14 protein-coding genes and 1 pseudogene are annotated in these 13,042 nt (G+C 36.7%); 6 read left to right on the top strand and 9 right to left on the bottom strand.

The annotated features are described in order from the left end of the window. The first annotated feature begins 100 nt into the window (after positions 1–100). From AB1284_RS04835 to AB1284_RS04815, 5 genes and pseudogenes are all read left to right on the top strand, one after another. The gene (locus AB1284_RS04835; RefSeq protein WP_429751216.1) at positions 101–544 is read left to right on the top strand and encodes a MaoC family dehydratase; all 444 of its coding nucleotides are present in this window, start codon (positions 101–103) and stop codon (positions 542–544) included. Between the two features lie 135 nt (positions 545–679). Next, positions 680–865 (top strand): alpha/beta-type small acid-soluble spore protein, encoded by a 186-nt coding sequence (locus tag AB1284_RS04830; protein WP_020061915.1) that lies wholly within the window; start codon positions 680–682, stop codon positions 863–865. Between the two features lie 76 nt (positions 866–941). Next, positions 942–1,166 (top strand): annotated as a pseudogene (locus tag AB1284_RS04825) (TrkH family potassium uptake protein); the annotation flags it as partial. Between the two features lie 295 nt (positions 1,167–1,461). Further along, positions 1,462–2,268, top strand: coding sequence for a TerC family protein (locus tag AB1284_RS04820; protein WP_429751217.1), 807 nt, complete (start codon positions 1,462–1,464; stop codon positions 2,266–2,268). 214 nt (positions 2,269–2,482) lie between these two features. Beyond that, a complete protein-coding gene (locus AB1284_RS04815) occupies positions 2,483–3,331 on the top strand; it encodes a formate/nitrite transporter family protein (protein WP_429751218.1) in 849 nt (282 codons plus the stop codon). Between the two features lie 162 nt (positions 3,332–3,493). Here the strand turns inward: AB1284_RS04815 and AB1284_RS04810 are convergent, their stop codons facing one another. The 9 genes from AB1284_RS04810 to AB1284_RS04770 form a co-directional block, all read right to left on the bottom strand. Continuing rightward, complete coding sequence (locus AB1284_RS04810; protein ID WP_429751219.1) at positions 3,494–3,808, bottom strand: cyclic-phosphate processing receiver domain-containing protein; 315 nt, start codon at positions 3,806–3,808, stop codon at positions 3,494–3,496. A 13-nt stretch (positions 3,809–3,821) separates the two neighbouring features. After that, positions 3,822–4,538, bottom strand: coding sequence for a prepilin peptidase (locus AB1284_RS04805; protein WP_429751220.1), 717 nt, complete (start codon positions 4,536–4,538; stop codon positions 3,822–3,824). Positions 4,539–4,649: 111 nt separating this feature from the next. Then, complete coding sequence (locus tag AB1284_RS04800) at positions 4,650–5,360, bottom strand: LutC/YkgG family protein (protein WP_429751222.1); 711 nt, start codon at positions 5,358–5,360, stop codon at positions 4,650–4,652. Beyond that, positions 5,360–6,781 carry a LutB/LldF family L-lactate oxidation iron-sulfur protein gene (locus AB1284_RS04795; RefSeq protein ID WP_154712441.1) on the bottom strand — a complete coding sequence of 474 codons (1,422 nt, stop codon included), beginning with the start codon at positions 6,779–6,781 and terminating at the stop codon, positions 5,360–5,362. Before AB1284_RS04795 ends, AB1284_RS04800 begins: the two co-directional genes overlap by 1 nt. A gap of 18 nt (positions 6,782–6,799) precedes the next feature. Next, positions 6,800–7,516, bottom strand: a complete 717-nt coding sequence (locus AB1284_RS04790) for a (Fe-S)-binding protein (protein WP_429751224.1) — start codon at positions 7,514–7,516, stop codon at positions 6,800–6,802. A 175-nt stretch (positions 7,517–7,691) separates the two neighbouring features. Then, positions 7,692–8,381, bottom strand: coding sequence for a FadR/GntR family transcriptional regulator (locus AB1284_RS04785; protein WP_429754350.1), 690 nt, complete (start codon positions 8,379–8,381; stop codon positions 7,692–7,694). Positions 8,382–8,675: 294 nt separating this feature from the next. Then, positions 8,676–10,067 carry a sensor histidine kinase gene (locus AB1284_RS04780; RefSeq protein ID WP_429751226.1) on the bottom strand — a complete coding sequence of 464 codons (1,392 nt, stop codon included), beginning with the start codon at positions 10,065–10,067 and terminating at the stop codon, positions 8,676–8,678. 1 nt (position 10,068) lies between these two features. Next, positions 10,069–10,740 (bottom strand): response regulator transcription factor, encoded by a 672-nt coding sequence (locus AB1284_RS04775; RefSeq protein WP_429751227.1) that lies wholly within the window; start codon positions 10,738–10,740, stop codon positions 10,069–10,071. Continuing rightward, entirely contained in the window at positions 10,737–11,708 is a 972-nt protein-coding gene (locus AB1284_RS04770) for a YncE family protein (RefSeq protein WP_429751228.1), read from the bottom strand. Before AB1284_RS04770 ends, AB1284_RS04775 begins: the two co-directional genes overlap by 4 nt. A 138-nt stretch (positions 11,709–11,846) precedes the next feature. Between AB1284_RS04770 and AB1284_RS04765 the strand changes: the two genes are divergently transcribed. After that, complete coding sequence (locus AB1284_RS04765; protein ID WP_429751230.1) at positions 11,847–12,962, top strand: CdaR family transcriptional regulator; 1,116 nt, start codon at positions 11,847–11,849, stop codon at positions 12,960–12,962. Positions 12,963–13,042: the final 80 nt, after the last annotated feature.

The raw sequence follows: 13,042 nt of genomic DNA, 5'->3' as shown, positions 1-13,042 counted from the left end.
AAAAATGTGGAAACTCACTGCAAAAAATACTCGTCTCTTTCTTTCTCCCATTACATCAGGAGCACTCCCATTTTTCAACATGGAAAAGAAGGAGGAAGAAATGAATCTTTTTCAAGAAGCGGAATCTGTCCCTGAGCTGTATTATGATGAGATTCACATTGGTGATCAAGCTTCTTTAACAAAAACGATTTTAGACGAAGATATTCTTGCTTTCGCAAAACTTACGGGCGATGTAAATCCAATTCATATACTTGATTCTTTTGCAAAAACAACGATGTTTAAAGAACGCATCGCTCATGGTATGCTCGTATCTAGCTTTATTTCAACAATACTTGGAACAAAGCTTCCAGGAAAAAATACCATTTATTTATCTCAAAATATGGCATTTCGGGCTCCAGTAAAAATTGGAGATACATTACGTGTTGTCGCTGAAGTAATTGAAAAACGCGATGACAAAAGAATCATCACGTTACAAACAAATGTATATAATCAATACGATAAAGTTGTTGTTGAAGGTACAGCAACTGTCATGAAAAAAGAGTAGCGCTGCTACTCTTTTTCATTTCATCCAAGAACTGTTAGTATGACCGATTACTTCCGCGTATGAGTGAAAACAGAACACAAACAATAAGATTATCAGCTACCATAAGCTGAAAATAAGAAAAGGGGTATAACTCATATGGCAAAAACAAATAAACTACTTGTCCCTGGCGCTGAACAAGCACTAGAGCAATTTAAGTATGAAATAGCTCAAGAATTTGGCGTGAATTTAGGCTCTAACACAGCTTCCCGCTCTAACGGATCTGTTGGCGGTGAAGTAACAAAACGTCTCGTTTCACTTGCACAACAACAATTACGTGGATAATTAAATAAATAATGGATTTGAGGCAGATATTCTCTGCCTCTTTTCTTTTCTAATCTTCACAACAATATAATCTTTTTTTCTTTTCTTTGCTGTGTTAATTTTAAGCATAATAGAACAAGCACCATTAATAACGAGCGTTCTTGAAGTATTTTCTGCCTTCGGAACTGTCGGACTTACGATGGGACTCACAACAAAACTAACCATAATTGGAAAAATGAGTCCTCTTACATTCACCTTTTCCTTTGCCCATAGAAAGCGTACAAATATTAAATATCCAAACGAAGACCTTTTTACGGGTTGACAAACATTAACAGCTCTCGTATATTATAAGTAACAGCATATTTCCAAAGGGGAGTAGCGTCGGAGAAAATATTCTCTGAAACAAAGTCGTCATTACGTGGAACTATGTTCCTCCGGCTTTGTTGGCATATTTTATTACATATGTCTAGCAAGACCTTTGCCTATCAACGGCAAAGGTCTTTTTTGCATTCTTTTCTAAATTCCTTCTCCGTTGATAGAGCTTATTTTGGGGAAGCTAAACAAGGGGGAATTTTCTTCTTTTGTTTAGCACCTATACAAAAGAGAGGAGAATGGAAATGGATTTATCTTTATTATTGGAGTATGGTTGGGTATTACTTATTTTAGTTGTTTTGGAGGGAATTTTAGCAGCAGATAACGCGCTTGTCCTTGCAATTATGGTAAAGCATTTACCGGAAGAAAAACGTAAAAAAGCTTTATTTTATGGGCTTGCAGGAGCCTTTGTATTTCGCTTCGGATCGCTGTTTATGATTTCATTTCTTGTCGATGTATGGCAAGTACAAGCGATTGGTGCTGTCTATTTAATGTTTATTGCTGTTAACCATCTTGTAAAAACTTATGTAAAAAAGAATGGAACGAACGAAGAAACAGAGAAAAAAGAGACAGAGAAAAAACAAGAAAACTTTTGGTGGACTGTATTTAAAGTAGAGGTTGCTGATATTGCGTTTGCTGTTGACTCTATTTTAGCAGCTGTTGCATTAGCTGTGACATTACCGGAAACAAATCTTGGTACGATCGGTAGCCTCGATACAGCACAGTTTTTCGTTATTTTCGCAGGTGGTATGATTGGATTAATCATTATGCGCTTTGCTGCATCTGCTTTCGTAAACTTACTGAAACGTAAACCTGGGTTGGAAACTGCAGCATTCATGATTGTAGGCTGGGTTGGTGTGAAATTAGCAGTTCATACGTTAGCTCATCCTGCATTAGGCGTGATTCCACATGGATTCCCAGAATCAGCTACTTGGAAAATTACATTTTGGATTGTATTGCTTGCAATTGGTGCAGGTGGTTGGTTCTTATCAAAAGAAACAACACCAAATGTACAACAAGGTTCGAGAAAATATAAAGAAAAAGCGCTGTAATTTCAGCGCTTTTTCTTTTTCTTCAAACATAGACAATCTTCCTTATTCATCTTAAATTCAATATATTATATAACACAAATGTTAGCGCTCCCAACGTAAAACATGTCCTTTTTGTGAAATATTGCACAAACTTATTGAAAGTATAAACAAATACGTGTACTTTATTCATATCAAGAGTATTTATAAACGATATATTAAAGGAGCGTAATGACTTATGCTAGAACAAGGAGTAGCTTACCTTGTGCAGCTTGCGAAGAAGAAGAAGCATATGCTAGATAACAATCCAATGCAATATTTTCTTCGCGCTGCACTTGCTGGTATCTATATTGGTTTTGTTATTGTACTATGTTTTAAATTAGGGAATTTCTTTCATGATGCACATTCACCTGCCACATATTTAGCATCTTCTATGTTTTTTGGAATCGCACTCATTTTAATTCTTTATGGCGGCGCTGAATTATTTACAGGAAATACAATGTATTTCACAGTCGCGACTTTGCGAAAAGAGACAACAATTGGTGATACATTACGTAACTGGGGTGCTTGTTATGCAGGTAACTTAGTAGGGGCAATATTTTTCGCAGCACTCTTCTATGCGACTGGTATTTTTGAAACGATTAGTCACAATCACTTATTAAATGAAGTTGTCGGAACAAAGATGGGCGCCTCAACAATGCACTTATTGTTTAAAGGTATTTTATGTAACTGGCTCGTTTGTCTTGCATGTTTCCTTCCTTCTCAAGTAAAGGGAGATACAGCAAAAATCCTTACGATAATGCTTATTGTCTTTACATTTTTCTTATCTGGATATGAACATAGCATCGCAAATTTATCACTATTTGCACTTTCTTTAGTATCACCACACCCTGATACAATTTCTGTTGCAGGTGCAATTCATAACTTAATTCCAGTTACAATTGGAAATATTATTGGTGGATCTGTATTTGTTGGTATGGTATATCATTATTTAACTATAACAAAAAACAAACCAGAATCTACAGAAGATAAAATCGTTTCCTCACAAACTGAAGAAATCATTCCATTACAAGCGCATGCAAAATAAAGTGAAACTTCCTTCTGGGAGCGTTTTTTTCCCAGAAGGTTAGTTGAACCAATCGGGCCCTTACAGACGGTTTGGCTCTCTTCCTTGCCTTACTTCTTACCGACTGTTTGGGCGGGATAGCATCAAAAATCTGCATTCCAAGAAATTTGGAATGCAGATTTTTTAATAACTTCCAACACATTTGATTATAATAGATGAAGAAATTTCTCCGGACACCTTTCCTTTTTGTATCCGATTTAACATATAATATTGTCCTATCGTATCATTCGTATGAAGATGAATTTCCTCGACATGTAATCCTTCCTTACAAAAGACATCTATAAAATACAAGCCATTTCTCTGCCGCAATCCCATATTATAATCAAGCGATAACGTATGTACATTATTATTCCGAATGAGCTCCAGCGTCTGTTCGACCGATGTTGCTAATATAAAACCTGCTGGGCAAGATCTTTGATCATCCATATATACATTCATTTCATCTCCTCCTCTACACATATATACTGTATGCACATATTGTTCCAAGTGCAATGAACGGCGCAAAAGGAAGCGGTTGCTTATAAGTCATGCATCGAAAAGCAATAGAAATAGTAAAAAAGCAAATACCAAACAATGAAGAAAAACAAAGTGATAGTAATATAGTTTTTGTCCCAACTACAAATCCAAGTAAAATGAGTAGTTTTACATCACCGCCGCCAATACCTGCTGGACAAATTACCTGAATGATATATAAGAGTCCAAACATAACTGCTGCTCCTAATAGTCCATCCCACCATAGTGAAGGTGAGATAAAAAAACGCTCTATTACAAATAGCCCTGCAAAAAAGAATAAGATCCGATTTGGAATTACCATATAGAGAAGGTCTGTAATTGTAACAATGAAAAGAAGTGATAATAGAGTCCAAACGATAATAAGCTGCTCATTAGGACCGATAAAAAGTGCTGTAAGGAGAAACCCTATACCTGCAATACCTTCAAAAAGTGGATGAAAAGGTGAAATTTTTATATTACAGTTTGTGCACCTTCCTTTTTGTATACAAAATGATAAAATGGGAATCAGCTCTTTTACTTGTAATACATGATGACAATGCAAACAGTGTGAGCGCGGTTTTATAATAGAAGAACCGAGTGGAATACGGCAGGCAACAACTTGATAGAAAGAGCCTAATATCAAACCAGTGAAAAAAGCATACACATAAAATAGCATTTCACCATCTCCTTTCGGCCTAGTATAACAAGAAAATTTAATATGCTGTATTCCCTAAAATTCACTTTTCCTAATCAAAAAAACAGGCCTTTACTAGGCCTGTTTTTCTATTTATACAACAAAATAAAATGCTTTTAACGGTCCATGTACACCAACAACAAGGTTCATTTCAATGTCAGCAGAGTTACTTGGTCCTGTAATAAAGTTGATACAAGAAGCTGGTGCTTCTCCATTTTCTACACGTGTATTTAAATCTCGCACTGCTTGTGTAATACGCGGCACTAATGTTTCACGTGGAATAATAGCTACGTAAATAGTCGGTAAGAAGTGTAGTGAACGCCCTCTTCCTTTATGACTTTGTACTACAATTGTACCAGATTCCGCTAACGTATAATCACTAAACGAAATTCCGATATTTGCTTGTTCCGCTAACTTCATGTTTTCATCTTTCTTCTCTGGATCCCAAGTATTTACTTCTACGTTTTCGCCTGGAAGTTCCGCTCCAAATAGCTCTTGTAATCCATACTCTTCAAAACGCTCATCTTGAGATAACATAATTGGCCCGCCGCCATTTTCTGAGATAACTTTCTTGATTGCTGCACTTAATTCATCTCTATTCGTTTCAATGACAGTTGTATGAATGTTGTTACATTGTTTCTTAAATACTTCTAACAGTTCTTCTTGCGAGTAATCATTTAGCGTTTCTACATTTACATTATTTTTCCATTCAGGGCGCTGTACCCCTTCTGTTTTGCGTTCACGTCCAAGCTGTTTTGCGATATTCTCTAAAAATGAATCACGATTTTGAATCGTTCCTGCCATTAGTTATTCCCGCCTTTCTTATGCTCTTTATACCAATCACGGAACCTTTCTTTGCTTGGAGCTGGGAATTCACGAATCTCCGTCCAATTTTTAAGCGGTCCCACACCTTTAGAAACGCGGTTTCCAGATGTGAATGGGCTCATTGCAGCTGGCGCCATTTTAGATCCCATTTTGTATAAAGCAGCAGAAGAGGCCCCCATACTAAACATCTTCATCGCAAGTTTTTCTGCAAGCGGTGCACGTCCTTCTTTTTCCACAATGACTTGACGATGTTTTAATAACAAGTCATGTAATGGAATTTTTACCGGACAAGCTTCTGTACATGCTCCACATAAACTAGATGCATATGGAAGTTCTTTATAATCATCATATCCACCTAAAAGTGGTGTTAATACCGCACCAATTGGTCCAGGATAAATGGATCCGTAAGAGTGACCGCCAACATGACGATATACAGGACATACATTGATACATGCCGCACAGCGAATACATTGCAGCACTTGACGGAATTCAGAACCTAAAATTTCAGAACGGCCATTATCTACAACAACTAAATGGAACTCTTCTGGTCCATCTACTTCGTCTTCTTGAATTGGTCCTGCTACTGTTACATAACTTGTTAGCTTCTGACCAACAGCACTACGGCAAAGTAAACCAACAAGAACATCTAGCTCTTCCATTGTTGGAACCATACGTTCCATACCCATTACCGCAATTTGCGTTTTCGGAATAGACATTACAAGGTCTGCGTTACCTTCATTTGTTACTAAGCAAAGAGAGCCTGTGTTAGCAACTGCAAAGTTACATCCTGTTATGCCAATTTCTGCATCCATAAATTTTTCACGAAGAATTTTACGAACGAATTTCGTCATTTCATACGGATCATCAGAGTTTTCATATCCTAATTTTTCTTTAAACACACCTTGAATTTGCGTTCTGTTTTTATGAAGTGCTGGTGCAACAATGTGAGATGGTGGATCATTGTCTACTTGTAAAATGTATTCCCCTAAGTCACTCTCAACGACTTCACAGCCGATTTCTTGAAGTACATGGTTCATACCAATCTCTTCTGTTACCATTGATTTTGATTTAACAACTTTTTTCGCTTGTTTCTTTTCAGCTACTTGTTTAATATACTCAGCTGCTTCTTCCTTCGTTTTCGCAAAGAAAACATGGCCGCCTCGTTTTGATACATTTTCACTCAGTTGCATTAAATAATAATCTAGATTTTCTAGCGTATGCTGACGAATTTGTTCACCAAGGTCACGCCACTCTTCCCAGTTTCCTAGCTCATCAGCTGCCTCTAACCGTTTTGTATATAGGCGCGTTTGTGCAGATGATACTGCTCCGCGCATAAATGAATCTTGAAGATTTTCGCCAACACGCTCATTAAATTTTTTATCACTAGTTTTCATAGACATAGCTTACTTCCCCCTCCATCAGCGGCTATTCAATACTTCAGCAATATGCATTACTTTCACATTTTTCCCTAAACGCTCGATACGCCCGCCAATGTTTAACAAACACCCACAGTCTGCTCCAATTAAATAATCTGCTCCTGTTTCCATGACACTGTCGACTTTTTCATCTACCATTTGTTCAGAAATTGGTGTCATTTTTACTGAGAACGTTCCCCCAAAACCGCAACAATTTTGTACATTTGGTAGTTCCCTTACTTCTAGACCTTTCACATTTGATAGTAAAATGCCCGGAGCTTCTTTTACTCCTAGTAAACGTGTCATGTGACAAGATTTATGAACCGTTGCTACGCCATCCAAGCGAGCACCAACGTCAGTAACTTTTAACACATCAACAATAAATTGTGTCAGTTCGTATGTTTTTTCAGCTACTTTTTTCGCACGTGGTCCCCATTCTGGATCATCTTTAAATACGTGTGGATACTCGTGAAACATTGTCGCACAAGAACCAGAAGGTGTAACGATATACTCAGCGTTTTCAAATGTGCGAATCATATGCTTCATTGCTTCTTTTGCCGCTTCTACGTGACCGCTATTATAAGCTGGTTGTCCGCAGCAAACTTGCGCTTCTGGAAATTCAATTTCGCAACCTAATCGCTCTAAAATTTCAACCGTTGCTTTGCCGACATTTGTTTCAAACATATCAACTAAGCACGTAACAAATAATGTAACTTTCATATTATAGTTCCCCCTCATTTCAACTCAGCCAACATTCATATGGTCATCAGATGACTTAGTAAAAAGAAAGAAGCGAAACATAAATTATTCATGTTTTATTCTTTCTTCTATTCAGTAAACGCTTACTTATTCTTTCTCTATTTTATCAAAAAAATAAAATTTTGAAAGTGCAATATTACGAATTTGTTTTCTCGATGCCTGTGACCATACATTCCACATTCGTTAGGTGATCTTGCATCGCTTGCTGCGCTGCTTCAATATCATTCGCTAACACTGCTTCATAAATTTTTCGATGCTCTTCTAGAAGTCTTTCTGCTGTTGTTTGTTCACCATATAAAATAATTCGTCTTGTTTCACCAATTGCTTCAGCAATCATTTCGGAAACATGGTTCATCAATTCTAACAAAATATTGTTGTGTGAAGCTTCTGCAATTGCCATATGGAAATGGAAATCTGCTTTTTCACCAGCATTTTCATCTCCTACACTTTTTTGCATCTCATCTAACCAATGCTGCATATTGTGCAAATTTTCTTCTGTGCGTTTTACTGCTGCCGCACGAGCTGCTCCTACTTCAAGCACTTTCCGCACTTCCAATAAATTCACAATATCCTCTTGTTTCATTAATAGGGTTGTATTTAATGACGATGTTAAAGAAGATGCATCGAAATTCCTCACATACGTGCCTTCCCCTTGTTTCATCTCAATTAAGCCCATTGCTCGCAAGGCACTTAACGCTTCACGCACAGCAGATCTGCCAACTTGAAACTGCTCTGCCAATTGATGAACAGGAAGAAGTTTGTCACCAGGCTTTAAAGTACCATTTTTAATCATTGCTAAAATGGCTTCCGATACTTCCTCGTAAATTTTTTTCGGCTTAATAGATTTGTACTCCAGTTGTATCACCCCAGTATCATCCAAACAACAATGACAACAATTTATCCCATGCTAACAGGCAGTAAAATTCCCACTTCAAAATTCTAAGAAGTCAAAGAAGATAGGCCTGGCACGCATCAGATTCGTTCCACTGACCATCGGTGGGAAGATAAACTGCCTCCCCACTGCTGTAAGTTTCACTTTATATAGAAAATAGCATCCATATCTATTTTAGAACTAAATACGCAGAAGTACAAACATTTTGTTCATAAAATGGACAAAAATTTATTCCGAAGAGATAATTGGTAAATAAATCGAAATTTTCGTTCCTCTGCCTTCCTCACTTTCAATATGCCACGTTCCACCGTGAATGTGCACAATTTGTTTTACAATCGCAAGTCCTAGCCCGGTTCCACCATTATGACGACTCCTTGCTTTATCGACTCGATAAAAACGTTCACCTAATTTTTCAAGATGCTCGGCTCCAATGCCAATCCCAGTATCTATAATTTCCAGTTTACATTGCTCTGCTTGTTGTTCTAATTGCACATGAATAGCACCGTTCTCACCTGTGTAGCGAATGGCATTATCTAATACATTATGAAGCACTTGTTGCATCCTATCTTCATCAATATTGACAATAATATCTGGATCGAGAATTGTATGCAATGCAATTTGTTTTTCTATCACTTGTAATTCATATGTCTCTAGCACATCTTCAATGAATTGCGCAAATACAATTGGTTGCTTTTTAAGAGGAAAACGCTCTCCCTCAAGTTGTGCTAAATCCAACAAGTCATGAACAAGACGCTGCATACGCCCTGCTTCTTTATGAACAAGCTGGGTAAATTTTAATTGCTGCTCTCCTTTTGCTACTCCATCAATAATCGCTTCACTATATCCTTTAATGTAACTAAGGGGTGTTCGAAGCTCATGTGACACATTTGCTAAAAATTCTTTTCGCTGTACATCCTCTTCTTCTAATGAACTTGCCATTTTATTGAATGCTTTTCCCAGCCTTCCAATCTCATCTTCTGATGAAATCGTAATCCGCTGCGAAAAATCTCCTTTCGCCATATGATGTGCGACTCGTTCCATTTGTGAAAGCGGCTTTGTAATTGCAATGACAATCTTTCGTCCAATCCATATCGTTAACACAATCATTACAAGAGCAAGAGGAGCTAAAATGAGTCCCATTTCATAAATTAAATCTTTAATGCTCTTTAAGGGAATATAAGAATATACAATACCGACTAGCTTTTTATTGTCTAACACAGGAATAACGACACCCATAATGTTACGATGAAAATGCTCTTCATACCCAATCTTCGTAACCGTATTTCCTTCTAGTAATGTCTGCCGATCATTCTCACTAATAATTGAATTGTAATGAACGTCAAATGGAAGACATGCACTTAAATCACGCGGGTTGCTAACAAACAATACATCTGCGCTCGCAATTTTATCGAATGATTTTACCTTTTCTTCAAATACATCTACGGGCTCATCTGCTCTATATTGCGTCACAAGACGATTTCCCTCTGTTTTTAATGTCTCTTCAATATTTTGAACATATAATTTCTCATACGAATACAGCGAGACAAAATATAAAAACGAAACTGTTACACACACAGCGCATGCAACTGTAAGCCATAACTTTTGTACCATCGTAAACATCTTACACCTCAAATTTATAGCCTACGCCCCAAACAGTTTGAATACAATTCCCCTGTTCTTTAAGCTTTAAGCGCATTGTTTTCACATGTGTATCAACTGTTCGAGTGCTACCGGCGTAATCATAGCCCCAAACTTTTTCAAGCAATTGCTCGCGGCTAAATACTTGGCCATTATGCTGACAAAGAAAATAAAGTAAATCAAATTCTTTAACAGTTAATGAAATACCTTCGCCCTCTATTTCAACGCGGCGGCTTTTCTCATTAATTATAATCGGTCCAAATTCCATCTCTTCTTGTTCTTCATATTTCGTATATCTCCTTAATACCGCTTCCATACGTGCAATTAATTCTCCAGGGCTAAATGGTTTGACAATATAATCATCCGCTCCAGTGCGCAGTCCATTTACACGATTCCACTCTTCCCCTTTTGCTGTCAAAAAGATAATCGGAATATCCGATGTTTTTCGGATTTCTTTACATACTGTAATCCCATCCATTTCTGGCATCATAATATCTAAAATAACAAAATCAAAGTTTTCTATGTCAAGCATGTGCAATGCCTGTTTTCCATTCTCGGCTTCTTTCCATTCATAACCAAAGTTGTCTAAATACATGCCAACAAGCTGCCTCATATCACTTTCATCATCAACAAGTAATACTTTATACTTACTCATTTTTTCTCTCCTACCCTTTGCACAAATTGAAATGGCCCTTTCCCAACTGAAATCGTCTGTTTTATTTTCATTTCGTTTAAATCTACAACGTACACTTCATCACTATCATAGCTCGCAACATACCCTTCATTGCCAATTTGCCAAAACACAAATGGATTCGATCCTACTTCAAGAGAATCTACTTCTTTATATGTTTTCCCATCAAATTTTCTCAGCATATTGGACCCGTGACTAAGTACATAAATAAATTGTTTATCTGTAGACAAACTGACCGGCATAAATGGCGCATCTAACGATTGAAGCATTTCGCCATCTTCGAGAGAATACTCAAGTACCTTTTCATTTACTTGTTTACCGTCACCATGTCCACCAATAAAGATGTCCTTTCCATCCTTGCTAAGAACTGCACCTGTTGAAGCCGGCGGAATTACAAAAGAATTCACGACCTTTTTTTGTTTTACATCAATGCTAGACAATTTCGTATCATAAAAATTTAGAACATATAACATCTCATTATGTTGCACCATGGTAAGCGGGCCTTTCCCCACTGAAATACTCTCTTTTTCTTTTCCATCGGTTGTGAAAATACGAATTTTTTGTTGATTTTGATCCGCTGCGAACAATTCTTTTCCGTTTTCAGATAATAGAACGTTTGCTATACCCTTTCCTGTATTCCATTTTTCAAACTGTTTTCCATCTTTTAAAGAATACACATATATATAATCTAGTTGTTTTCCATACACAAGCAAACGATTCCCGTCTGGTAACAACACTGTTCCCAAAATAGCTTCATTTAAATGCCACGTTGTAATTGTTTTTTTCGTATCAGTATCAATAAAGCTAATACTTCCTTCTTTTATATTTGTCGTTATAAGAAGAGGCTTTTTCGGATCAATAGACTGATAAGCCCCTCCCTTACACCCTGTAAGTAATAGTACGATACAAAGTGAAATAAGCCACCTTTTCAAAAGATTACCTCCATTATGGACAGTTTCGTTATACTTGTAAAATAGCAAATAATTGTGAGGAAAGTGTGAAATCTTTTTTCTTTATAATGATCACCATATAATAGTAAAACAAATATAAAAATAGTGGGTGTTAGAAGTATGCTTTTTCCCGACTTAGCAAATAAAATTGTCCGTGAAGTACGTAGACTCATTACTGAAAATATTATCATTATTGACGTAAATGGAACAATTATCGCAAGTACAGACCAAGTAAGAATCGGAGGCTTTCATGAAGGAGCTCTTCGCTGTGCTGAGCAAAAAAGAACGGTTATTATTACAAGCGAAGATGAACAGCGTCTATGCGGCGTAAAAGCGGGCATCAACCTTCCTCTTCTCTTTCACGATGAAGTGATTGGTGTAATTGGTATTACAGGTGAACCAGAAAACATTTCACAATACGGAGAAATATTACGGAAAATGACTGAACTATTAATTCACGAAAACTATTTTATAGAACAGCTAGAACTTGAACAACGCTCATACGAGGCATTCGTATTTGATTGGCTTCAAGGTAACGATTGGTCTCCTAGCTTCTTAGACCGTGCAAAAACCCTTGGAATTAACTTACAAAAAAAGAAACAACTCATTTTACTTTCATATAACCAAGATGACACGATGCTCCAACGAAAAATTTGGCAACATATACGCAATCTTTTACCAAAACAAGACTTGTTTGTACGCTGGGGCAACGACCGGTTTATTTTATTTCAGTCGTTTGAAACAAAAAAAGAAACGTTTCAATTTTTAAAGCGATTAAAATATGAATGTGAAGCATTATTTCCTATTATATTAAGCATCGGTATTGGACAAATAGTTGCACCAAGTGAGATGCATCACTCTTATGAACAAGCACTACGGGCACTTGTTGTTTCTCAAAAAACGACAGATATTATTTTTAATGAAGATTTGCGTCTAGAAATGTGCATTCAAGATATTAATCCCTATACGCGTGAAGAATTTTTACAGCGCACAATTCACAAACTTCATGCAGAAACAGAATTGATTCAAACATTGCGTTTATTTATTGAAAACAATCAATCGTATAAACAAACAGCGGAAATGCTTCATATCCATATTAATACACTGCATTATCGACTAAAGAAGATTGAAGAATACACCAAATTAGATCCAAAGCAAATAAAGGATTTAGTCATTTTATATTTCGCCCTACTTCTATTAGATAATCATCCAAAAAAAGAAGAAAAAATAGGATAATATTTGTTTATTCACACATAGCGGGAGCCCCCGCTTTTTTTTATCATAAAAATAGAAAAACACTGTGACAAAGTTTGTGT

Source organism: Bacillus sp. S2(2024), from assembly GCF_050474045.1.
Lineage (GTDB): Bacteria > Bacillota > Bacilli > Bacillales > Bacillaceae_G > Bacillus_A > Bacillus_A yunxiaonensis.
The sequence above is the reverse complement of the archived record's forward strand: the minus strand, read 5'-3'. Positions and strand labels throughout refer to the sequence as shown.

What these genes read in the sequence shown, in the direction of transcription:
- AB1284_RS04820 (WP_429751217.1), top strand. Translation starts at nt 1,462, where the DNA reads ATGGATTTATCTTTATTATTGGAGTATGGTTGGGTATTACTTATTTTA.
- AB1284_RS04795 (WP_154712441.1), bottom strand. Translation starts at nt 6,781, where the DNA reads ATGTCTATGAAAACTAGTGATAAAAAATTTAATGAGCGTGTTGGCGAA.
- AB1284_RS04830 (WP_020061915.1), top strand. Translation starts at nt 680, where the DNA reads ATGGCAAAAACAAATAAACTACTTGTCCCTGGCGCTGAACAAGCACTA.
- AB1284_RS04810 (WP_429751219.1), bottom strand. Translation starts at nt 3,808, where the DNA reads ATGAATGTATATATGGATGATCAAAGATCTTGCCCAGCAGGTTTTATA.
- AB1284_RS04765 (WP_429751230.1), top strand. Translation starts at nt 11,847, where the DNA reads ATGCTTTTTCCCGACTTAGCAAATAAAATTGTCCGTGAAGTACGTAGA.
- AB1284_RS04800 (WP_429751222.1), bottom strand. Translation starts at nt 5,360, where the DNA reads ATGGCAGGAACGATTCAAAATCGTGATTCATTTTTAGAGAATATCGCA.
- AB1284_RS04835 (WP_429751216.1), top strand. Translation starts at nt 101, where the DNA reads ATGAATCTTTTTCAAGAAGCGGAATCTGTCCCTGAGCTGTATTATGAT.
- AB1284_RS04805 (WP_429751220.1), bottom strand. Translation starts at nt 4,538, where the DNA reads ATGCTATTTTATGTGTATGCTTTTTTCACTGGTTTGATATTAGGCTCT.
- AB1284_RS04780 (WP_429751226.1), bottom strand. Translation starts at nt 10,067, where the DNA reads ATGTTTACGATGGTACAAAAGTTATGGCTTACAGTTGCATGCGCTGTG.
- AB1284_RS04790 (WP_429751224.1), bottom strand. Translation starts at nt 7,516, where the DNA reads ATGAAAGTTACATTATTTGTTACGTGCTTAGTTGATATGTTTGAAACA.
- AB1284_RS04815 (WP_429751218.1), top strand. Translation starts at nt 2,483, where the DNA reads ATGCTAGAACAAGGAGTAGCTTACCTTGTGCAGCTTGCGAAGAAGAAG.
- AB1284_RS04775 (WP_429751227.1), bottom strand. Translation starts at nt 10,740, where the DNA reads ATGAGTAAGTATAAAGTATTACTTGTTGATGATGAAAGTGATATGAGG.